Here is a 23243-nt window from a genome sequence, read left to right as displayed (position 1 = left end):
AAACAAAAGCGCCGCAATTGCGACGCTTTAATGAATAACAGTGAATTTGATTTTATGCGTAGTTTTTCTCAAACTCTTGCATAAAATCGACTAACGCTTGTACACCTTCTAGCGGCATGGCGTTATAAATGGAAGCTCGCATACCACCAACGGCTCGGTGCCCTTTTAGTGATTTCAGCCCTTTGGCATCGGCTAGTTCAAGGAACGTCGCATCCAGTTCAGGTTTCGCAAGTTGGAATGGCACATTCATCAAAGAACGGTTTGCTGAGTGCACGCCATTACGGTAGAAATCAGACTGATCGATGTAATCATACAGTAGTGCGGCTTTAGCGCGGTTCACTTGCTCGATCGCTTTTACCCCACCCTGCGCCTTTAACCATTTGAAAACAAGACCAGACAGGTACCATGCAAAGGTTGGTGGCGTGTTGAACATTGATTCTTTCTCAGCCAGAACAGTGTAATCCAAGATACTTGGCAGTACCTGCTTCGCCATACCTAACAAGTCATCGCGCACGATAGCGATAGCGATGCCTGAAGGACCAATGTTTTTCTGAGCGCCCGCATAAATCACACCGTATTTCGATACATCAATCTCACGAGAAAGAATCGTCGAAGACATGTCAGCAACGATTGGTTTGTCGGTGACAGGAAGATCGTTAATCTCGATACCGTCAATGGTTTCATTTGGACAGAAATGCACGTAAGCCGCTTCTGGAGCAATTTCCCATTCGTTTGCAGGTAGAACGGCTACTTTTCCGTTGATTTCTGTTTTTGCATCAAATACGTCTGGCTCGCAGTATTTCTTCGCTTCAGCTACCGCACTTTCAGCCCAATAACCGCCGTCGATGTAAGTTGCCGTCTCGGCATCACCAAGTAAGTTTAGAGGAACAGCAGCAAACTGAGCACGAGCACCACCTTGGCAGAACAGCACTTTATAGTTGTCCGGAATATTCAGAAGATCACGTAAATCTTGCTCGGCTTCTTCTGCAACTTTGATGAACTCTTTGCTTCGGTGGCTGATTTCCATGACCGAAGTACCAAGACCTTGCCAATCAATTAGTTCCTGTTGTGCTTGCTGCATAACTGCTTTCGGCAGACCTGCTGGCCCTGCACTGAAGTTAAATACGTTGTCCGTATTTTGTTCCATGATGCTCATTGCTCCTGCTATGTAAATATTACGAAATTAATATCACGTTTTCGCAGCGATAAAAACAAGAAAAGAGGTCTTACGACCTCTTTTTAAAGACTAAGCGTTAAATTGGATTAATTCCGCAACAATACTTGGCTACTGTTGCTGCATCAAGGCGGGCATAAGTAGCGCCACTAATGGGAACTCATGTCCATTTTCGAACTTCAATTTACCTTCACCGATTTCTGCTTTGAGTTGATAACCGCCCTCGACTTTCTCGATCAACTCCATGATGAGCAGCTCATCGATTCCTTCTTGAATAAATGGGTAGTGCGTCACTAATTCGTCAGAGAAGTAAGTGCTGAGCTCACCAGTAGTCGCCGTCATCAACTTCATTGGGTCTTGAGTAATGTTGTCAGTACCTTCAGGAATGGATAATTGCCACTCGTTATGGAACTTACCGTCACCAAACGCAAGTGAAAGCTCATTCACGGATAAATCAAAGCCTTTGCTAAACAGCGTGTCAACATGCGGCAATAAGCTCGCAATTTCCTGCTCGTCTAACATTGGAGAGCTTTGATAGATAGACATAATTTGGTCAAATGACTGGCTATCCACATCTGCAATTGAGAAATCCAACTTAAAGTTATCGACATCCGTACCATCAGTTAAACGCAGTTTCTTAGCATCTAGGTTCAGCTGACTGTTCAGCTTATCACCAGACTCATTCATCGTAGTGTTGCCGCGGTAACTTGCATTCTCAATCAAAAAGACAGGCGTTAAGTTCGAATCAACCACATCCAGCTTCTCTAGAGAAAAAGATTGCTCACCCAGCCAATAGCCTTTTGCTTGCTTACCTTTACCCTGACCTGTCAATGCATTCAGATGAAGCTCTTCACCGTTTTCAAAATCCACTTGAACAGAAGGAACAGAAACTTGGTAATTGAGATCACCCAATACCGTCACATCCCCTGTCACTTTTGCAGGGCTTGTAGAAACAGAAACACCTTGCGCTTCGTTACGATAATGCCAACTGTCTAGGTCAAGGGTGAATGCCGTATTGCCATTTAGTTGAGTCTGACTATGCATCGTGAGAGGCAAAAAGTCATTGTCCACCAATTTTGAATCTGCTGTTAGGCTTGTTAGACCGTGGCTTACATCACTGGTTACGTCAAACGTCGTTGGCATACCATCACGCTCTAGCTGCGTTTTAAGCTCAGGATCAACAACTGAATAACGAGTCAGCACGACTGAAGACAAATAGCCACGCTGATACTCAACCACCTCGCCTTTAATCATTTCATCATTCATATTGGTAATACCATCTTCAATGATGGACTGACCAATTTGTCCGACAGCCAATGGCCAACACAGCGCTAATGAGATAGCACCACCAATGGCGCCGATTTTTTTAAGATTTTGCATAACGTCACTTATTAGGTATTTTCGGTCAGTCTACCCCAAACCACCTGCGGAGAAAACATTGAGACAAATCAGACTATTGATGCTTATTCTAGTCCATTAATCAGGAATCATACTTGGCTCCCACTCATCATGTCCTTTTATTGTTAAAGTTTGCGTGGCGAAGTTTTAACCGGAGCTAAAACATCTGTGAATCGTTATGCTGTGTTGTGTCTCGACAACAACCCAATCAGTGCTGAACAGTTTCGATTGGAGCTGTCTGCCTTCTCAAGTAAGTTTGATATTTTTTCTGTCGAATCGATAGAAGAGGCTCGAAGCGCTTTAGAGTATCTGGAAGAAAGAGAGCAGACTGTTGCTTTAGTTATAGCGAGCCATCACGCTCATTTTAATGGCGTGGATTTTCTTATTGGTTTAGACCGGATGCCGCATACCGAGCAAGCAAGAAAAATTCTTATTAGCTGCTCGTCTGATATAGAGGCAATTCTCACGGCCGTTAATGAGGGCAGGCTCGACCACTGCCTCACTAAACCTTTGCCAGATCACGTCTTATTTAACACAGTGCAAAAAGAGCTGACCCAATTTATATTGCGAAACGGTAAAGAAGACCTGCTAAGTTACAGTCAGATATTGGATCATCACAGCTTGTTGCGAGCGCACATCAATAATCAGATGAGCCATTATCAAGCGGGCTTTTTACACGACTACCACTCGATGTCTGATGCTGAGTTAGCCGAGCAAGTGATCTCCGCTCTCCAGCAGTTTTTCAAAGATAACGACGAAACAAGAGCGTGCCGTACATACTCACCTGAACACTTATTAACCGTGGAAGGCGAGCCAAATAGCTTTTTGTGGTTTATTACCGATGGAGAAGTGGCTCTGTACAAGCGCGATGAACAAGGCATGCAGCGAGAGGTTGTACGCCATAACAAAGGTAATATTGTCGGAGGCATGTCGTTTGTTACTGGGGAATGTTCTTTCTCGACAGCCCTAACGCTGACAAAGACAGAGGTCATCAAACTCGATCGCAACGTATTCAATAAAGTGATGCAAAGCGACTCAAACTTGCTGCCTCTTTTTACAAACTTGCTCTTACGGCACTTCAACCGCCGATTACAAAGAAGCATCAACACCAAGCTGCAACTTCAAAAAACGCTCGAATCGCTGGAGTCTGCCCACCAGCAACTCATTGAAAGAGAAAAAATGGCGATGCTCGGCCAGTTGGTTGCGGGCGTGGCGCATGAACTAAATAATCCGATAGCAGCGATATTGAGGGGCGTAGAGAATTTAACGCATACGCTAGAAAGATTACTTAACGAAGTACCCAGTTCCGATATACAAACCAAAGGCATTGAGTTACTGAGCAAAGCGCAAACCGCAAAACCCGCTTCAACCGCAGAGCTCAGATCACGCGTTAAAGCACTTAATCATGCCCTTCCAGACCGAACATTGGCAAAGAAAGTGGTGAACCTTGGGCTAGAGTCAGATCACGAGTTACTCACTCAACTAACGAAAAAACAGCAAGTATCTTCTCATGTTCTCGATACTCTTGAGCAATACCACAAAGCTGGTTCTACTCTTCGCTCAATTAACGTCTGTGCTGCGCGAATTGCAGATATGGTGAAAAGCCTTAAAGGTTACGCACGCTCAGATGATGAGATCCAGCACTATGCTGATATTCATGAAGGTATTGAAGACACCTTGGTGATCTTCGAAAACAAACTAAAAATGCATCAGGTTTCCACTGATTATGCGGATTTACCTCCCATCCTTTGTCAACCAATCGCACTCCAACAGGTATGGACGAATTTGGTCTCTAACGCCATTGATGCATTTCCGGAAAAAGGCGTTTTAAAAATACAAACACGTCTTACAGAAAAAGATCATACACATTACGCCGTTATCTCGTTTGAAGATAATGGGTGTGGCATTCCTGAATCGCAAAGAGAAGCCATTTTCGAGCTCAACTTCACGACGAAAAAAGAAGGCAACTTTGGTTTAGGCATTGGGCTGTCCATCTGCCAGCAAATCGTGACAGCACATAAGGGATGGATTGACGTCGAATCAGAACTCGACAAGTTCACGCGAATGACAGTCTGGTTACCAGTCATCGAAAAAGGAGATGAAATATGACCAAGTATTTAATTTTATGTGTCGATGACGAACGAGAAGTCTTGGATAGCGTACTCCAGGATCTCGCTCCCTTTGAGGAACATTTTATTGTCGAGGGAGCGGAATCAGTCACTGAAGCAAGGCAAGTGATCGAGGAGATGGCGGAAGAGGAAGTTCAGCTTGCGCTCATTTTATGCGACCACATTATGCCGGAGCAAACTGGGATTAGCTTCTTAATCGAACTCAGTCAAAATGGTGACACAAAAGCGGCCCGCAAAGTCTTACTTACAGGACAAGCCGGCTTAGAAGACACCGTTGAGGCCGTCAATAACGCAAGTCTGGACTATTACATAGCCAAACCATGGAGAGGTGAAGAGTTGAGAAAAGCAATCGTGTCTCAGCTTACTGCTTTTATGATTGCAAATGATGATAACTTATTATCTTGGACTCAAGTCCTTGATTCTGAGGCGATCCTCAATGCCATGGCTGAACGCAGAGCAAGCTTCGGCGAGTAATATGCGTGGCTCTAGCTTGAATGTCACCAAAGCCAGCTGATCCACGTTATTTCGCGCAATAGCGCGAGTATGGAAAAGCATCACTATTTATCCGATTGATGCTCTTAGACGTTATGTATATGGCGTAGTTTTTGCTTAAACCAACTAACTATTAAGTTAATTGACAAAACATCGACACATTTTTGTTGGTCGTGGACCTTCCTTTTTATTATGATGTCGGACAAATCAGATTACGGTTCAAGTGGTTACTTGAATCCATGGAAATAATGAACAAGGTTTATCGTTAGTTATGCGTAAAACACTATTAGCCGCTGCCTTACTAGTGGCATCAAGCCATGCCCTAGCCGCAAACGACCGCAATGCGCCAGCAACTATGAGCAACTTTAGCTACGACTATTTCGAAGCACGTATTGGCGCAAGTCCTGTGACATTTGGTGCTGGATTCAGCAAATCAATTCACCCTAACGCACATGTTATTGCTCGTATCGACTCTGAGTTTGAAAGTGATTTTGACTCAGCCGCTGGTTTTGGCTTTCATTCGCCACTAAACAACTGGGCTGACCTTACAGGTGAAATGCTAATGCGCGTTGTACAACCTTCAAGCGATAGCAGCACTGACGTAGGTATGGAACTGAACTTAGGTGTTCGTCAATGGTTAGGTCCTCAATTAGAAGTAGGCGGCAAAGTCGGCTACGTTTCTATTGATAACGATGACGACTGGACCGGTGCAGCATACGCTCGTTTCCACTCAACTGAGCTTTTCTCTCTAGGCGCTGAAGCGCGTATCAACGACTTTTATGGTGATCAGGTAATGTTCACCACGCGTTTTAAGTTTTAAGATTTGTGCTTTAAGAAAAGAGCAAATTAAAAAACAAAAACCGAGGCCCATGCCTCGGTTTTTTGTCTAATCTAATGACTAACTCAATGAAGTGGTCAAAAACTTCAATGTCCTTTTTCCGCTTTCAACACTTGCCTTTACGACCCGCTAACTCCATCAAAACGAGTCAATCATCGTGCGTTCAGCTTGCTTACTCACACAGCGCCAACAACTGCTTTTTACGCGGCTCTTGAATCAGTTTCCAATGAACACCGTCAGTGGCACCAGCGAATTTCCAAAGCAACTTAACATCAACGTCATTGCCATAAGCCACTTTAACTTTGTTGAAGACTTTTACAGGTCCAAGTTCTAAAAAGGTTTCTACGTCATCAACACCTGCTTTCTTGACCATTCGCTCAAGAGTTAACTGCATATTTGGCAGATCTCTCAAACGTCTACTGGCAGAAGACTTTTGATATTTTCGTTCCTTAATTGAGTATTCAATTGATTTTTGTACCAGTTCATCGAGTCCTGCATATCCGGATTCAAACAAATCTGTTACATCATAATAATTTACGGTTGCCGTCGTCTGTTTTTTGACGTGCTTATATTTTTCGCAATTCAGTTGAGTAAACACTTCGTCCAATCCATTACCACCACGTAAGTAGCAGCAATCATTGCTGACAAGCGCAAACATAGCATCATCGGTGAATAAACCGATACCACCGAACATAGAACGTTTTTGATACTCACTAAAGTTGCGTACATATTTAAAAAAAGCTTGGTCTGTCATGTCCATTGACCTCTTTAATCTGAATAAATTACCCCGATTAGCGATGTCACCAGATAAACAGCAGCTTATAGCGAATTATAAATGTCGATTTGTTGGCGATATTTTTGTGAGTTGTGCTCACCAACTTGCTTAATCATACTTAACGTTGAAAAATAAGTTAGGACATAGGTCACATATAAAAAAGTATATATTCAGCATACGTGATTAGTTTCACACTTATTATTCATGTGGTGATATTTTTTTGACGCACGGCATGCCCAAAACACGCCATCATTATGATCTCGCTGGCAATTACGAGCACGTGATACGCATTTAATTGATAAAGAATACGCTGTAAGGGTACACTGTACGAAAGATCTCAAGTACAGCGTCACAATGGAACATTTATCATTTTTTTGGCTGCCAAATAATAAAGATAAGCTTATAAACGCACTGGAATCCGAGTTTGCTCAGCTGGTAGAACAGTCCATCTCAACGGGTAAGATTTCATTACCCCCTATTCCTGATGTCGTGCTTAAAATTCAGCAGTTATGTGTCGAAGAACACACCACTATTTCAGATGTTGCTAACTGTTTGTTAGAAGATCCCGGCTTGGCGGCGGTCGTTCTGCGAGTAGCAAACTCTGTAATTTTCAATCGTAGAAACATTACCTGCAACGACTTAACTACCGCGGTATCTCGCCTTGGTATACTGCGCGTGCGTGATATTGTTACCGCACAAGCGATTGAACAACTTAAACATTCAGTAAATTTAACCAAAGAATGTAATGCCATCTTGGTGAAAAGTGCAGCGGTATCCCGAGAACTCGGTGCCGTCATGGTGATATTGGTTCAATCGTTTCGTAAACACGAGCCAGGTACTTATGGGCATTTGGAGCAAGAAAAAGCATTGCTGGTTGGTCTGCTAGCCGATATCGGTTTGTTTTGTCTAATTAACGAGTACCACCTGTACTTAGATAGAGGCAATTACCTAGATCCTGAAATTGCGTTGCAAATCTTCCAAACTCGTTGTTCAGCAACAAGCAAACTGGTGCTCGAGCGCTGGGGATTTGACAATGACTTTAGAGAGGTCTCCTCAAACGAGAAGTACGAGCAAACGCGACCGGAAGTAAGTTATTTAGACATTGCAAGAATCGCGCATCACCTATTGATGTTCCGCAATCATGATGAACGCATTGATGAACACGAAGTTGAATTCAACTTAACAGGTGCAGAGGTCTTGTATGAACTCAGCAATATGAGTGATACTGACTTTAATGACCAAATACGTGCAGTGCTAAGTGCTAGCGGCTTGTAATTTATCGTTTTCTCACACCTAATTCGCGATAAACGATTCGCTCAAGGCTGAGCAGCGTTTGGTATTTGGTGAAATATCTCTCTAATTTCAACCGATAAATAATTTGATTTATGTGTGTTGGTATTATCTCAAAAAAGGAATCATAGAGCTTTATGTTCTCAGGGATGCTATTTATTTTCGCTCCACTTGTTGTGGGGTATCTAATTCCTATATCTCGAGCCTCGTTACTGGAGAAGATCAATCAATCAACGTCCTACCTTATTTACGTCATTTTGTCGTTGATGGGACTTAGCCTAGCAGCGCTCGATAACTTAAGTAGCAACTTACAGAGTATTCTCCTCTATGCGAGTACTTTCTTTTTATGTTTAAGTACCTGTAATCTGTTGGCGCTGCCTATTATCGATAGGATTATTCCTCTCCAGACCAATCAGAATCAAAAGAAGCTGCCATTATCCTCGATGGCTTTAGAATCAGTAAAACTGATTGTTGTCGTTGGTGGCGGGCTAGTATTTGGTCTGCTGTTACCCATCGATTTAAGTTGGGTGGATACAGCGAGCGAATGGATACTCTTCCTGCTCCTATTTTTTATTGGTATTCAGCTTCGCAATAGTGGTCTTACTCTTCGCCAAATTCTATTAAATAAACAGGGTATGGCCATTGCGGCAATTGTGATCGCAACATGTATGCTTGGTGGCGTTATTGCAGCGATACTTTTGGACCTTCCTCTCTATCAAGCCCTCGCGATGGCTTCAGGCTTTGGCTGGTATTCACTCGCAGGAATTTTGATGGGAGACGCTTTTGGCCCCGTGTTTGGGGGGGCATCTTTCCTGATCGAATTGATGAGAGAGCTGGTCGCGCTGGTAGCCATTCCTCTCTTTATTCGTAGCTATCCGTGCACAGCAATTGGTTATGCAGGTGCAACAGCAATGGACTTTACCCTACCTGTTATTCAGACTACAGGTGGTGTGCGTTGTGTCCCAGTCGCCATCGTTAGTGGGTTTATTTTGAGTTTACTGGTACCAGTTATGATGCTTTTCTTTGTATCACTTGCTAGCTAGATCTCAGGTTTTCGCTTTAACATCCATTACAATACGGCAAAAATTCAAATACCCAGTTAACGTCAAAGTGATCAAGATTTTGGCAATAATCCGCTTTCCTTTTGTCAATTAGCCCAATGATTTATCACGACTAAAGAGAAAGAAGGGTGGAACATCAACTTATGTGCCTTGCGTTAATAAAGGGATAACAACCAGAAGGAAGAAGAATGAAACGCTTTGTCGTTGCAGCGCTCCTCGCTACAAGCTCAACTTTTACGTTTGCCGCAGATCAACAATGTCTTGCTAGCAAATACGACGGCTATGTTGATGCCTCACTACAGTGGTATCAAGATCTTGCTGATTTGACGGTTACCCAGTATCCAGATCTAAAAGAAGTTAGCCAGTGGTTCTTGGACGGCCGTAAACATCACTTTGAATTAAACCGTGAAGCAGTTCACTACTTTCTAGAGAACGATCCTAGCCGTGTTGCAACAGAACAGCCAATCGAAGCATGGCTAAAATTAGAACAACACGACGTTAAGCAGCTAGCAAGCCGAAGTGATAAGTTAGGTGAAGTTGCAAAACAAACGTTTAGTGACCGTCAATCGACTAACCACCCCAAAAACTACGAGCTTCGTTCAGCATTCGCCGACCTGCTTAGCCATCCACAACAAATTGATACCGCGCTTAATAAGTACAATCAGTCAATAGAGAAGATTGAAAAGCAGAAGTGTGATTAATTAATCGTTGAGGATGCTCGAAAACGCCGAGTGTTTTAACACATTAAAATCAACGATTTTTTAATGCGAAGATTGTAGCCCTCACCTAAAATTTTCATTTCAGCAACATGGGTTTCAACAATTAAAACGGGACTTTGCGCCCGTTTTAGTTTAGATTGTGCCGCTCGCATTACCAAAATAACTACAAAGATTCTTTGCTATGGTTAAGGAACAAAAAACCGCTGACGTTAGCTTTGAGAGCTTGCTAAAGATCTTCACTGTCCCAGAAGGTCCTGACTCAACGTTAACCAAAATTGACGAGAGCCTCTCGCGAAATCTAAATCAATTTCTTCGTGAACACATCGTGGCAGAAGAAAAGCCTTTACGCGAAATCGAAAAAGACTTTTCTTCTGCTCAGATTCCTGAGCAGCCAGAGTTCGTGTCAGATCATACAGAACACTTACTCGACACTTTGGTGTCGCACTCCGTTCACACTTCTTCACCAAGCTTCATTGGTCATATGACATCGGCGCTGCCTTATTTCTTGATGCCACTGTCAAAGATCATGATCGCCTTAAACCAAAACCTGGTAAAGATAGAGACTTCTAAAGCCTTTACCCCGCTTGAACGTCAAGTTTTGGGCATGCTACATCGCTTGATCTATGGTCAGAGCGATACGTTTTACGATCAGTGGATGCATAGCGCAAACCACTCATTGGGCGCATTTTGCTCCGGCGGTACCATTGCCAATATCACTGCACTTTGGGTAGCACGTAACAAGGCGTTAAGAGCCAATGGTTCATTTAAAGGCGTTGAGAAAGAAGGCCTATTTAAAGCCATGAAGCATTATGGCTACGATGGCTTAGCGGTATTGGTGTCTGAGCGTGGTCACTACTCCCTTAAGAAAGCAGCCGATGTACTAGGTCTAGGTCAAGAAGGCTTGGTTGCGGTTAAAACAGATGCCAACAACCGTATTATTGTCGACGACCTTAAAGCGAAAATTGTTGAACTAGAGAAACAAAACATCAAGCCTATTGCTGTTATTGGTGTAGCTGGTACAACAGAGACAGGTAATGTCGACCCGCTACCTGAAATCGCAGAAGTCTGTCAAGCTCACGGTTGTCATTTCCATGTGGATGCCGCATGGGGTGGCGCAACACTTATGTCTAATCACCACCGTCACCTTCTTAACGGTGTGGAAATGGCAGACTCAGTAACCATTGATGCGCACAAGCAACTCTACATCCCGATGGGCGCTGGTATGGTTCTGTTCAAAGATCCTGACGCAATGAAATCCATAGAGCATCACGCTCAATATATCTTGCGTAAAGGCTCAAAAGACCTAGGCAGCCATACATTAGAAGGCTCTCGTTCGGGCATGGCAATGTTAGTCTATGCCGCAATGCACATCATCAGCCGCCCTGGCTATGAGCTGCTGATAGACCAAAGCATTGAAAAAGCTCGCTACTTTGCAGATTTAATCAAGCAGCAAGATGATTTCGAATTGGTTTCTGAACCAGAGCTTTGTCTCCTCACGTACCGCTACTTGCCGCCATTCATCCGTGAGGCATTAGCAAAAGCGGAAGGTTCACAAAAAGAACAACTGAATGAACTGATTAATGAATTAACACAGTTTATTCAAAAGCGTCAGCGCGAAACGGGCAAATCGTTTGTTTCACGTACAAGACTGAACCCAGACCAATGGCAGCGCATGAACACGATTGTGTTCCGAGTGGTTTTGGCTAATCCGCTGACGACCAAAGAGATTTTGAGTTCTGTGCTTGATGAACAGCGTGAAATCGCCAAGCAAGCACCAAATTTGATGGAAAGAATTCAGCAGGTGGTCACTGATATCCAATCGTCTTAATGGCCCGAAAGAGTTACATCAATTTGAAATTTTTTTTCGTTTTGATGTAACTCAAACATCATTCTCGTGCGACTGGCGCAACAAAACATCGATTACACATCCAATTCTGTAGTTTTTACAACATTTTGTTTGAGGCCTGTCAAATTCTCACTAAATAGTATCCGTTATTGGTTTAGACTGATTGAAGATCAGGTTTATACTGATTCTATGGCGCTGGTTGTTTTCGTTAACGCCCCACTCTACTCTGGAATCTTCGTGTTTCCTTTCGTTAACAGAGCCAGCGAGTTGTTCTCTATACCCTCGTGAACACTATGAATACATTAGAAAAAATTCAAAAAAACCTGGAGAATTTCAGTAAGTCAGAGCGCAAAGTTGCGGAAGTAATTATGGCGTCTCCACAAACTGCAATTCATTCAAGCATTGCAACGTTGGCTAAAATGGCTGATGTTAGTGAGCCCACTGTAAACCGCTTCTGTCGTCGTCTGGACACCAAGGGCTTTCCAGATTTTAAGCTTCACTTGGCACAGAGCCTAGCCAACGGTACCCCTTACGTTAACCGTAACGTGGAAGAAGACGATGGCCCAGACGCGTACACCCATAAGATTTTCGAATCGACCATGGCGTGTTTAGATGTTGCGAAAAACAGCCTAGATCCAATGCAAGTGAACCGTGCGGTCGATTTGCTAACGCAAGCGAAGCGCATTTCATTCTTTGGCCTTGGTGCATCATCTTCTGTAGCCCGAGACGCACAAAACAAGTTTATTCGCTTTAACATTCCAATTACTTGTTTTGAAGACATTGTCATGCAGCGCATGAGTTGTATTAACTGCAGTGATAATGATGTTGTGGTTCTTATTTCTCACACAGGTCGAACGAAGAGTCAGGTCGAAATAGCAAACCTTGCTCGTGAAAACGGCGCGACGGTCATTGCGATTACAGCAAAGGACTCACCGCTAGAAAAGGCAAGTTCACTCGCTATTACGCTTGATATTCCTGAAGATACCGACGTCTATATGCCAATGGCGAGTCGAGTTGTACAGATGACGGTGATTGATGTACTGGCAACTGGCTTCACACTCCGCCGTGGTACAGGTTTCCGTGAGAACCTAAAACGCGTAAAAGATGCGTTGAAAGACAGTCGCTATGACAAGCTAAGTCAGTACTAAGTACTGGTGTTTAGTGAAAGATTTAATAAAGGGGAGCTCAACGCTCCCCTTTTTTCAACGTGCTTTAGATCAATACATCAACCCAAGTCGTTCACACTCGATAAGTCCGTTCTTGATTCAAGCACTTCTACAGAGCTCACGTGTTGTGTGCTCTCTGCCACACACTCTCTACTGCAATCACAGACTTGCTGCAATATGTATATCAAACGTTCCTGATTAAGGGGTAACGGGTTGCCTTTGATCGCCATCGACTTAAGCGCATCGTTCGCCACTTGTTCAAAAGAAGTTTGGCATACTCCGAATTGGCCAAGTAACGGCAACGCTAACTTATCTAACACCATATTTACCCAAAGAACCCCATCGTGCTCATTCGCGTTCGCACGATCGGTAACCAATTGGGCAAGTTTACGATAACGACTTATCACATCATTCCTGCCAGCGAGCTTCGCGGCGTTAATATTTTCCTGCATCACGTGCGGTGCAAGACGCGCCGTGATCACGCTGTGGGGTGCATCTAACTTACCTCCTAACGCCGACGCAAGCCCATGCGCAGCACCTAATTTGGCATTAGTTATGGCCATACCACCAAGCAACGCAGCGAACGATAAATCCGACCGAGCCTTATGATTATCTTGCTTACAAGCAGCAATCACTGAACGGCTTAAACGACGAAGTCCCTCTTCGCACACCATATCTGTAAGAGGGTTTGGCTCACCACACACATACGCTTCCATCAAATGAGTGAACGCATCCATCGCGCCACGCCCGGATGTGTATTGATCGGTTCCATAAGTGAGCGTCGGATCCACAATGGCAACGTCTGCCAGCATATCAGGGCTTCGAAGACTCACTTTCACTTTATCTTGTCCAGACTTCAACACCGCATTTCGGGTTACCTCTGAACCCGTGCTTGCTGTCGTAGGAATTGCAATAAAATGAAGAGGTTTTGCCTTTAATGGTACGTTTCTTCCTACCACCTCGACGTAGTCGTAAACATTGCCTTGATTAGGAATAATAGCGGCTAGAGCTTTACCCATATCGATGACACTGCCACCGCCAATAGCAATCACCATATCAGGCTGGAATTTTCTACCGAGTACCGCGGTCTCTTCTACCATTGTGATATAAGGTTCGCCATTGATTGCTACGTGTTGGTAACGCATATTTTGAGCTTTAAGGTAGTTAATGATGGGCGTGGCTCGTTGGGTATCCTTCCCGGTTACCAGCAAAACACTGTAGCCAAATTGGTTGATAACGGATAATGAAGACTGAAGTGCACCTTCACCAAATATAATCCTTGTTGCAGTCATAAACTGAAACATACACGTCCTCCCAAAATAATATACCCAAATAACCTCTTGCCCTCTGATTTAACACTTATGTAAGAGTTGAAGTCATTTGCGTATAGCCAGATTAGATTGCTATGTTTTTGAATAAAAAAAATTGACCAATTCCACCTTGCCATCATTAACCCCTTAAAATGTATATTTTTTATGCGCCACTTCACATACTTTAGAGCCATAGAATAAGGGAGCGCGTTTAGTTTTTATTCGATAGATTTCACCTATAGAACCAAGAGGTAATTGCCGCTTTATTTCCGTATCTGGATCGGGCATAGTTACTACAACAAAAGAGAGCGCACTCAGCCGCTATGTTTTGTACGCTTTCAAAAAAGAATAGATTTAGGAGAAATAAGATTATGTTCGTTGTTATCTTTGGTCGCCCTGCATGTCCTTTCTGTGTTCGTGCAAAAGAACACGCAGAAACGCTAAAAGCGAAGCGTGACGACTTCAACTACCGTTACGTTGATATCCATGCTGAAGGCATTTCTAAAGCAGATCTTGAGAAAACAGTTGGTAAACCCGTTGAAACTGTTCCTCAAATCTTTATCGACCAAGAGCACATCGGTGGCTGCGACGAGTTCGAAGCATACGCGAAAGAGCACCTAGGTCTATTTGACGAGTAATAAAGACAGTTTTTAAGAAAGCCGCTTCATGCGGCTTTTTTATTATTTTTCAGTTGGTTATTACCTTACGTCAACTAATGGTAAAACCTAAAAAAATTCACTTATCTTTTTGCTATATTTAGTTACAATTCGCAATTCTTAATCTTTTTGGCACACACTTTACCGAGCCACACAGTGAACATAGACGTCGTATACCTTCTTGAGCAAAACCCTATCCTTCTAATCTTCGTCGTATTAGCCATTGGCCTTGCCATCGGAAAAATCCGATTTGGCAAATTACAACTAGGCAACTCCATAGGCGTTCTAATTACCTCGTTGGTAATGGGTCACCTTGGCTTCTCATTCAATGCAGAAGCATTAACCATTGGCTTCATGCTGTTTATCTATTGCGTTGGCATTGAAGCTGGACCAAACTTTTTTGGCATATTCTTCAGAGATGGTAAGCATTACTTTATTTTAAGTATGACCGTTCTCGTGTCCGCAGTCAGCTTAACGTATGGCTTGAGCCACTATTTCGGCCTCGATTTTGGCTTGTCAGCCGGTATGATGGCTGGCGCGTTGACAGCAACACCAGTACTGGTTGGTGCACAAGACGCTCTAAACTCCGGCCTTGCTACTATACCGCGCAATATGGATTTTTCTTTGGTATTAGAAAATCTATCTGTAGGTTACGCGATGGCTTATCTGGTGGGCTTAATTAGCATGATCATGTTCGCGAAGCTGTTGCCAAAACTGCAGAAGCAGAACCTGTCTGATTCTGCGCAGCAAATTGCTCAAGAACGTGGCCTTGGAAATTCAAGCCAAAGAAAAGTGTACTTACCGATTATTCGTGCTTACCGAGTCGGCCCAGAATTGATTGACTGGACTGACGGCAAGAACTTGCGTGAACTGGGTATTTATCGTCAAACTGGCTGTTACATTGAACGAATCCGCCGCAATGGTATTCTCGCCCATCCAGATGGTGATGCCATTTTGCAAGAGGGTGATGAAATTGCACTGGTTGGCTTCCCTGATAGCCATGCTCGCTTGGACCCTAGCTTCCGCAACGGAAAAGAAGTATTTGATCGTAACTTGCTTGATTTGCGCATCGTTGAAGAAGAAATTGTCGTAAAAAGTGACGCTATCGCAGGCAAGCGTTTATCTGATTTAAACTTATCTGAGTTTGGCTGTTTCTTAAACCGCGTGGTACGTGCGCAAATAGAAATGCCGATGGACTTAGACATTGTGCTCGCTAAAGGTGACGTCCTTCAGGTGAGCGGCGAGAAAAGCCGAGTACATGGACTCGCGGAAAAAATCGGTTTCATCTCGATCCACAGTCAAATGGCCGATTTACTCGCTTTTTGCAGCTTCTTTATTTTGGGTATTCTGTTTGGCCTCATCACGATGACATTCGGCCAGGTTTCGTTCAGCTTGGGTAACGCGGTAGGTCTTTTGTTATCTGGTATTACACTTGGTTTCTTACGAGCAAATCACCCTACTTTCGGCTATGTCCCGCAGGGGGCGCTGAATATGGTCAAAGATTTGGGTTTGATGTTCTTTATGGTGGGAATAGGTCTAAGTGCAGGCGGAAAGATGTTCGAGCACTTGACTCAAGTTGGTCCAAAAGTGATTGGTTTAGCATTCATTGTTAGTGTTGTGCCTGTGGTATTGGCCTATTTAGTGGGCGCACACATACTCAAGATGAACCGTGCCCTGCTCTTCGGTGCCATTATTGGTGCCCGAACTTGTGCCCCAGCTATGGATGTCGTCAACGACTACGCTAAATCCACCATCCCAGCTCTTGGCTATGCGGGTACCTATGCGATTGCCAATATTCTGATGACGTTGGCAGGTACAATCCTGATAATATTAAGTTAATAACTTTGACTGATGAAAGCAAAAAAGGCGCTCAATGAGCGCCTTTTGTATATCGGTTGTCTAATCAGTCATTCGATTAGATTTGGATAAAATCAGCTTCAACCGCTGGATTTACATCCGCTTCGTAATCTACGCCTTCAACACCGAAACCAAATAGTTTCAAGAACTCTTCTTTGTACTCTACGTAGTCAGTCAGTTCTTTTAGGTTCTCTGTCGTAATTTGAGGCCATAGCTCACGACAGTGCTGCTGAATGTCGTCACGAAGTTCCCAGTCATCCAGACGTAGACGGTTCATCTCATCCACTTCTGCTGCGCTACCATCTTCTTTGTACAGACGTTGGCTGAACATACGGTAGATTTGTTCCATACAGCCTTCGTGTACGCCTTCTTCGCGCATTTTCTTGAATACCATTGCAATGTACAGTGGCATAACAGGAATTGCGGAACTTGCCTGAGTTACAACAGATTTAAGTACAGCAACATTTGCACTGCCGCCTGTCGCTGCTAACTTGTCGTTTAGCGCTTTCGCCGCACGATCTAGGTCCATTTTCGCTTTACCTAGTGCGCCATCCCAGTAGATTGGCCAAGTTAGCTCAGTACCAATGTAGCTGTACGCGACTGTCTTACAGCCTTCAGCAAGAACACCAGCATCAGACAGTGCATTGATCCAAAGCTCCCAGTCTTCACCGCCCATAACGGTTACTGTGTCTTTGATTTCTTCTTCTGTTGCAGGCTCGACACTTGCTTCGATGATCACATCTTTGTTGGTATCAACAGCAGTTGATGTGTAAGTTTCACCGATAGGCTTAAGCGCTGAACGAACTAGCTCGCCAGTTTCTGGCATTTTACGTACTGGGGAAGCCAGTGAGTAAACCACCATATCGATCTGACCTAAATCTTCTTTGATCAGTTCGATAGTTTTCTGTTTCGCTTCATTTGAGAAAGCGTCGCCGTTTAGGCTTTTTGCGTACAGGCCTTCTTCACGCGCTAGCTTTTCAAAAGCAGCTGCATTGTAGAAACCTGCCGTACCTGGTTTCTTCTCCGTACCTTCTTTTTCGAAGAAAACACCGATAGTTGATGCACCGCCACCAAATGCCGCAGCGATACGAGAAGATAGACCGTAGCCACTTGATGCACCGACAACAAGAACGCGCTTAGGTGCGTTTTTGATTGGGCCTTGCGCTTTAGTGTACGCAATTTGTTCTTTTACGTTAGCTTCACAACCAACAGGGTGCGTTGTAGTACAGATAAATCCACGAATTCTAGGTTTGATGATCATATTCAACTTCCTTTAAAAAACCTTGTTAGGATAAAAGTTTCGTCGGGATTTCGCATCTAATTTCTGTAAAAATGCTCTGAAAAGGCAAGTGGTTGGAGCACTATCCCAACATCCACTCTGCAAGAACACAAAAAAGCACCTCATTGAGGTGCTTTTCTTAGTATTAACGGTTTACTATGCCGCCGGGTTCAAATGCGACTTTTTTGGGCAATCAGTTCGCACTTCAGAAAAGTCATGACTAAAGTGGTCAACTTGAATCGCCTTGTAACGCAATTTGTCTGCCGCCATGATTTGGTCAATTTCTTGCTCAGTTAACACGCCAGCTTCAAATGCTTGCTGCAAACGGTCGTGTAAAAGACCTTTACGAGCCACTTTCCCATCCTTCGCCGCCTTCATAAGCTTACGCTCTAAAGGTTTGATTTCGTACATTGCGAGGAAGGCTTTCTCCATTAAGCCTACGCTGTCGTCGTCGGATTTTCCGATGTAGCAAAGATGCGTGAGTCGATCACGTTGAGCTCCTGGCGTCATCATCGCTTCCGCCAGATTCACACACAGTTCATCGCTTGGCTTATTGAAATGATTGCCAAGTGGGAACAATAACCCTTTCAGCACACCGCCAACGTATTTCACAGGGAAGTTGGTATAAGCCTCATTTAATGACTTAGATGCGTTATACAAACAATGTTGAACGGCGTAGTGGACAAAATCTAGATCGCCTTGTTGACGTCCTTCATCTTCATACTTTTTCAGTGCGGCAGACGCCATATATAGATAGCTTAAGCCATCACCCAGACGTGCGGAAATCATTTCTTTACGCTTCAAATCACCGCCTAGTGTTAACATCGCGAAGTCAGCACTAACGGCAAGCGCTCGGCTTAATCTTGTGATTTCTTTATAGTACTGCTGTGTTGGGCCACTCATGTGCGCTTTTACAAACCGAGAACCAGTTAGCGCCGCGCCAAATGCACCAAATGTATTGCCTACCGCATGTTTGATGTGTTTAAAGAGCAAGTTGTCAAATTCTTTCGCCCCTTGTTCAGAATCTGGATTCGCAGCAGCTTCCATTTCTTTTAGTACATATGGGTGACAACGAGTCGCACCTTGACCAAAAATCATCAGGTTACGAGTCAGAATATTCGCGCCTTCAACAGTGATAGCAACTGGAATACCGAGATAATGTTTAGCAAGATAGTTCATTGGGCCATCTTGAATCGCACGACCCGCATGGATATCAAACGAATCATTTAGAATAGTACGCGCGATTTCCGTCATGTGGTACTTGGCAATCGCGGTTACAATCCCAGGTTTTTCTTTCATATCGAGAGAAGTCGTCGTCAGCGTACGTGTTGCTTCTAGTAGATAAGTAAGGCCACCAATGCGCCCCATTGCTTCTGCGACACCTTCAAACTTACCGATCGACATACCAAACTGTTTACGCACGTAAGCATAAGCACCGGTTGTACGTGTAGTAAGGTGGCCAATCGCTGTGCCAAGCGCTGGGAGAGAGATACCACGACCAGCAGAAAGACACTCAACCAGCATACGCCAACCTTTGCCTGCGTAATCAGCGCCGCCGATTAACCAATCCATAGGAATGAAGACATCTTCACCACGAGTCGGACCATTCATGAATGCAGAACCCAGAGGATCATGGCGCTCGCCTATCTCGACACCTTCATGGTCAGCTGGGATCAGTGCACATGTGATTCCAACCTCTTTCTTATCACCAAGTAGCCCTTCTGGATCCTGTAGCTTAAATGCTAATCCGAGCACTGTCGCCACTGGCGCAAGTGTGATGTAGCGTTTATTCCAGCTAACTCGCACGCCAAGCACTTCTTTGCCTTCGTGAGTGCCATAACAAACTACGCCTTGATCTGGTATACCACCGGCGTCAGATCCCGCTTCGGGCCCTGTTAATGCAAAACAAGGAATGTCGGTACCATCAGCAAGACGAGGCAACCAGTAATCTTTTTGCTCTTGGGTGCCATAGTGCGATAAAAGCTCACCTGGACCAAGAGAGTTCGGTACCATTACCGATACCGCGGTACTGATACTTCGAGTCGCAATACGAGAAACAATGGTTGAGTTCGCTAAAGCGGAAAATTCACGACCACCATATGCTTTTGAAATGATCAGTGAGAAAAATCGCTCTTTACGTAAGTACTCCCATACTTCAGGCGGTAAATCCCTGTCTTCTTTGACAATCTTCTGGTCATCAAGCATTTCTAGAAGGATTTCAAGCTCATTATCCATAAATGACTGCTCTTCTGCTGTCAGTGTCGGCGTTGGATAATGGTGCAATGTAGTGAAGTTAGGCTTGCCTGAAAATAGTTCGGCATCCCACCACACACTACCCGCTTCCATCGCCTCTTTCTCAGTACTAGAGAGAGGTGGCAATACTTTTTTGAACACTTTAAAAGCTGGGTCACTAATCCATTTTCTTCGTAGAGAGCTCATAGTTCAGATCCTTTTGTTCACGTAACCGCTCTGGGCATAATTTTATTATTGGTTTAACTTTCTTATTTGTCTTGTGCCAACTGCTTCGCTGACATTCCTGCTGACAAATAAGGAATCAGTAAATCGACGACAGATTTCACATCGACTTCCTTTTCAAATTTACTTTCAGCAAGCTCCGAAAGAGCCTGGCTTGAAGCCATCGTAAATACGCAGGTACCTAGCGTGAAGTGCAGTCGCCAAAACAGCTGCTCCTCACATAGTTCCGGGTTTGCCTTCATTATCGAGAAGGTGAAGAGGTTAAGTACCTCTTCATATCGAGTGGTGATGAACCAACGCAGATGACCTTGTACGTCTGTGTAACCACGGCCAATTAACAACATGAATAATGCAGTACCATTGGGGCGCACATCATTTAATGTACGCAAAGGTAAACGCAATGACTCAAAGACGTCGTCCATGTCGTAGCTATCACGCGTATTTAACTCAATTAGTGAGGTTTTAATGCTCGGCATGAGCGCTTCTAGGTATCTATCTAAAACCGCTCTAACTAGCGTTTTTTTATCGCCAAAGTGATAATTTACCGATGCTAAGTTGACGTTCGCTTTACCTGTTATCGTTCTTAGCGAAGTATCATTAAAACCATGTTCAGCAAAGAGTCCTTCTGCGACATCGAGTATTTTTTCTTTTGTTGATGTTCTCGGGGCCATTTTAATCACTCGTATTAAACAACTGTTTGAAAATATACTCCTGAAACTTTAGATTAACAAATGATTAACATCACACTTTCACCAATTGGTCTGACCAGAACTTAGAAGGTGTGATCTAATCTTTTGAATTTAAGTCTAATAAGCAAATGATGCTCGCCTGAAGAAAATGACCAAGTTTCGCAAACCATCGTATTTGAAACGCTATCAATGTCGTTGGGCGGTCGGAGCAGGAGGTGCGGGTTTGAAATGCAATTTAAGTTTATAGCTACTATAGAAAAGAGGGCTATCGAGTTTCAAACCGCCATTAAGTTGGTTACGCTGTTCGCCTCTTCTCTTACTTCTTTACGATACAAGCGGGCAGAAAGAATTAAATCGAATTTTTTTTTGAAAAAAAATGGAACTGTTTGGAAAAGGCTCGGTCTGAATAAATGTAACAACTAGGGCATTTTAAGTTTCACTGGCCGTCAAACTTGTTTCCATCTAATTGTTACGTTGCTGCTTTTTTCTTATTAACTCCTATGTTTGTATCCGCCCAGTCAAATTTTCGGCTGGGCTTTTTTTCGCCCGCAGATCTACCAACCTACCTTTTTCGATGATTCCGTTCATCTCCATGGTCTAGACATCCGCTCAATACGAAAGTGTCGCTATTAAGTCGCTGATGTACTGAACTATGGGTATAAAAAAGCCTCCCGATTGGGAGGCTTTACAAAATAGCGCATTTTTATCTTACGCTTGCGCTTTCTTAGGCAAAGAAAAGTGCAGTAAGGCATAGCCAAGTAATGCTGCTGTCGTCGAACCCATTAAGATACCGAGTCGAGCGTAGGTATCAAATTCAGGACTTACATTTCCGAACGCTAAAGAGGAAATGAAGATAGACATTGTAAAGCCAATACCACACAACACAGATACCGCAAAGATATGCTTGAAGTTAACGCCTTCAGGTAACTTAGCAACGCCCATTTTTACCGCTGCCCAGCTAAAGGTAAAGATACCTAGAGGCTTACCAACCAGTAGACCCAAAGCAATACCGAGTGGCAGCATTGAAGTTAGACCTGACATCGATACGCCTTCTAACGAAATCCCCGCATTGGCAAATGCGAATAGAGGCAGAATACCAAATGCCACGTATGGGTGAAGCGCGTGCTCCATATGTTTAAGTGGAGAATGTTCGCCCTGCTTTCCCTTTAGTGGGATAGCAAAACCAATCACTACACCTGCCAATGTTGCGTGAACACCAGATTTAAGCACCGCGAACCATAAGATCGCACCGACGATCATGTATGGCGTAAGTTTTGTTACTTCCTTCGCATTCAACATGAATAGGACACCAGTCATGATGAAGCCAACAAGCAACGCCATGGTCGACAGGTCACCGGTGTAAAATAGCGCGATAATAACAACCACACCTAAATCATCGATGATAGCAAGCGCCAGCAAGAACACTTTTAGACTTACTGGTACACGCTTACCTAATAATGCCATGATACCTAAAGCAAAAGCGATATCTGTCGCCGCTGGAATTGCCCAACCAGAAATCGCCTCAGGATCGTTGGCATTAAAGGCTACGTAAATAAGAGCAGGAGCTAACATACCGCCAACCGCTGCAATCGCAGGGAAAATTGCGGTTTCTTTTGATTTTAACGCACCTTCAAGTAGCTCTCGCTTAACTTCAAGGCCAATGAGTAAGAAGAAAACAGCCATTAGGCCGTCATTAATCCAGTGAGAAACTGACATACCAAATACATAAGTATGCAGTACAGATTGATAAGTTTCGCCCAGCGGTGAGTTAGCAATGGTCATCGCAATTGCCGCGGCAATCACGAGAAGAATACCACCAGCTGATTCCATTTTGAAAAAGTCACGAATGACATCGTTCATGGTTTCGTCCTTATATTTATTATCTTAATAAACGATTAACAAAGAATGATAAGAGTGTATAGCGGTCGAAAACTTTAGAATAATCGCTTCTTCAGAGTATAAACTTCGATTTTTCCGACATGAAGTTTACTATACATCGTATTTTCCAACATAACACTCAATTTTGATCACAGCGCGTACTTGTTGTTATCGCGCCAAATGTTTATCAAGATTATGAGAAAATCAGCAT

The 23243-nt window shown here is 43.8% G+C and carries 18 protein-coding genes; 10 read left to right on the top strand and 8 right to left on the bottom strand.

Going from position 1 to position 23243, the window contains the following annotated elements; translation table 11 throughout:
• Window positions 1–52: 52 nt before the first annotated feature.
• Together serC and J8Z23_RS06105 are read right to left on the bottom strand one after the other, a co-directional pair.
• Entirely contained in the window at window positions 53–1147 is a 1095-nt protein-coding gene (gene serC / locus J8Z23_RS06110) for a 3-phosphoserine/phosphohydroxythreonine transaminase (RefSeq protein ID WP_434635221.1), read from the bottom strand.
• Between the two features lie 138 nt (window positions 1148–1285).
• A complete protein-coding gene (locus tag J8Z23_RS06105; protein WP_256949791.1) occupies window positions 1286–2554 on the bottom strand; it encodes a YdgA family protein in 1269 nt (422 codons plus the stop codon).
• Between the two features lie 186 nt (window positions 2555–2740).
• Here J8Z23_RS06105 and J8Z23_RS06100 point away from each other — a divergent pair, with 186 nt between their 5' ends.
• From J8Z23_RS06100 to J8Z23_RS06090, 3 genes are all read left to right on the top strand, one after another.
• Window positions 2741–4681, top strand: a complete 1941-nt coding sequence (locus J8Z23_RS06100) for an ATP-binding protein (protein WP_434635220.1) — start codon at window positions 2741–2743, stop codon at window positions 4679–4681.
• Entirely contained in the window at window positions 4678–5175 is a 498-nt protein-coding gene (locus J8Z23_RS06095; protein WP_012841921.1) for a response regulator, read from the top strand. Before J8Z23_RS06100 ends, J8Z23_RS06095 begins: the two co-directional genes overlap by 4 nt.
• 289 nt (window positions 5176–5464) lie before the next feature.
• Window positions 5465–6013 carry a hypothetical protein gene (locus tag J8Z23_RS06090; RefSeq protein ID WP_005393208.1) on the top strand — a complete coding sequence of 183 codons (549 nt, stop codon included), beginning with the start codon at window positions 5465–5467 and terminating at the stop codon, window positions 6011–6013.
• 190 nt (window positions 6014–6203) lie between these two features.
• Here J8Z23_RS06090 and J8Z23_RS06085 read toward each other — a convergent pair whose 3' ends face one another.
• Complete coding sequence (locus J8Z23_RS06085) at window positions 6204–6791, bottom strand: TfoX/Sxy family DNA transformation protein (protein ID WP_005393210.1); 588 nt, start codon at window positions 6789–6791, stop codon at window positions 6204–6206.
• 369 nt (window positions 6792–7160) lie between these two features.
• On the opposite strand from J8Z23_RS06085, the gene J8Z23_RS06080 reads away from it, so the two are divergent.
• The 5 genes from J8Z23_RS06080 (at window position 7161) to J8Z23_RS06060 (ending at window position 12870) form a co-directional block, all read left to right on the top strand.
• On the top strand, window positions 7161–8081 hold the full coding sequence (locus J8Z23_RS06080; protein ID WP_048626253.1) for an HDOD domain-containing protein: 921 nt from the start codon (window positions 7161–7163) through the stop codon (window positions 8079–8081).
• A 152-nt stretch (window positions 8082–8233) separates the two neighbouring features.
• On the top strand, window positions 8234–9139 hold the full coding sequence (locus J8Z23_RS06075; protein WP_176320389.1) for a lysine exporter LysO family protein: 906 nt from the start codon (window positions 8234–8236) through the stop codon (window positions 9137–9139).
• A gap of 206 nt (window positions 9140–9345) precedes the next feature.
• The gene (locus J8Z23_RS06070; RefSeq protein ID WP_434635219.1) at window positions 9346–9858 is read left to right on the top strand and encodes a hypothetical protein; all 513 of its coding nucleotides are present in this window, start codon (window positions 9346–9348) and stop codon (window positions 9856–9858) included.
• Window positions 9859–10057: 199 nt separating this feature from the next.
• On the top strand, window positions 10058–11704 hold the full coding sequence (panP, locus tag J8Z23_RS06065; RefSeq protein WP_006742621.1) for a pyridoxal-dependent aspartate 1-decarboxylase PanP: 1647 nt from the start codon (window positions 10058–10060) through the stop codon (window positions 11702–11704).
• 311 nt (window positions 11705–12015) lie between these two features.
• On the top strand, window positions 12016–12870 hold the full coding sequence (locus J8Z23_RS06060) for a MurR/RpiR family transcriptional regulator (protein ID WP_005378021.1): 855 nt from the start codon (window positions 12016–12018) through the stop codon (window positions 12868–12870).
• Window positions 12871–12947: 77 nt separating this feature from the next.
• On the opposite strand, the gene J8Z23_RS06055 is transcribed toward J8Z23_RS06060, so the two are convergent.
• Window positions 12948–14192: an iron-containing alcohol dehydrogenase gene (locus tag J8Z23_RS06055; RefSeq protein WP_434635218.1), complete on the bottom strand. Its 1245-nt coding sequence runs from the start codon at window positions 14190–14192 to the stop codon at window positions 12948–12950.
• A gap of 377 nt (window positions 14193–14569) precedes the next feature.
• Here J8Z23_RS06055 and J8Z23_RS06050 point away from each other — a divergent pair, with 377 nt between their 5' ends.
• A complete protein-coding gene (locus J8Z23_RS06050) occupies window positions 14570–14836 on the top strand; it encodes a GrxA family glutaredoxin (protein ID WP_005378026.1) in 267 nt (88 codons plus the stop codon).
• Window positions 14837–15010: 174 nt separating this feature from the next.
• On the top strand, window positions 15011–16693 hold the full coding sequence (locus tag J8Z23_RS06045) for an aspartate:alanine antiporter (protein ID WP_006742623.1): 1683 nt from the start codon (window positions 15011–15013) through the stop codon (window positions 16691–16693).
• A gap of 76 nt (window positions 16694–16769) precedes the next feature.
• On the opposite strand, the gene fabV is transcribed toward J8Z23_RS06045, so the two are convergent.
• The 4 genes from fabV to nhaA all read right to left on the bottom strand — a co-directional run bounded on the left by fabV (window position 16770) and on the right by nhaA (window position 23014).
• Entirely contained in the window at window positions 16770–17972 is a 1203-nt protein-coding gene (gene fabV, locus J8Z23_RS06040; protein WP_006742624.1) for an enoyl-ACP reductase FabV, read from the bottom strand.
• A 174-nt stretch (window positions 17973–18146) separates the two neighbouring features.
• Window positions 18147–20429: an acyl-CoA dehydrogenase gene (locus tag J8Z23_RS06035; protein WP_434635216.1), complete on the bottom strand. Its 2283-nt coding sequence runs from the start codon at window positions 20427–20429 to the stop codon at window positions 18147–18149.
• Window positions 20430–20491: 62 nt separating this feature from the next.
• Entirely contained in the window at window positions 20492–21136 is a 645-nt protein-coding gene (locus J8Z23_RS06030; protein WP_005393225.1) for a TetR/AcrR family transcriptional regulator, read from the bottom strand.
• Between the two features lie 726 nt (window positions 21137–21862).
• Window positions 21863–23014 (bottom strand): Na+/H+ antiporter NhaA, encoded by a 1152-nt coding sequence (gene nhaA, locus J8Z23_RS06025; RefSeq protein WP_006742626.1) that lies wholly within the window; start codon window positions 23012–23014, stop codon window positions 21863–21865.
• Window positions 23015–23243 lie beyond the last annotated feature (229 nt).

The organism is Vibrio sp. SCSIO 43086, assembly GCF_051132235.1.
Classification (GTDB): Bacteria; Pseudomonadota; Gammaproteobacteria; order Enterobacterales; family Vibrionaceae; genus Vibrio; species Vibrio diabolicus.
This window is presented reverse-complemented; position numbering and strand designations above follow the sequence as displayed.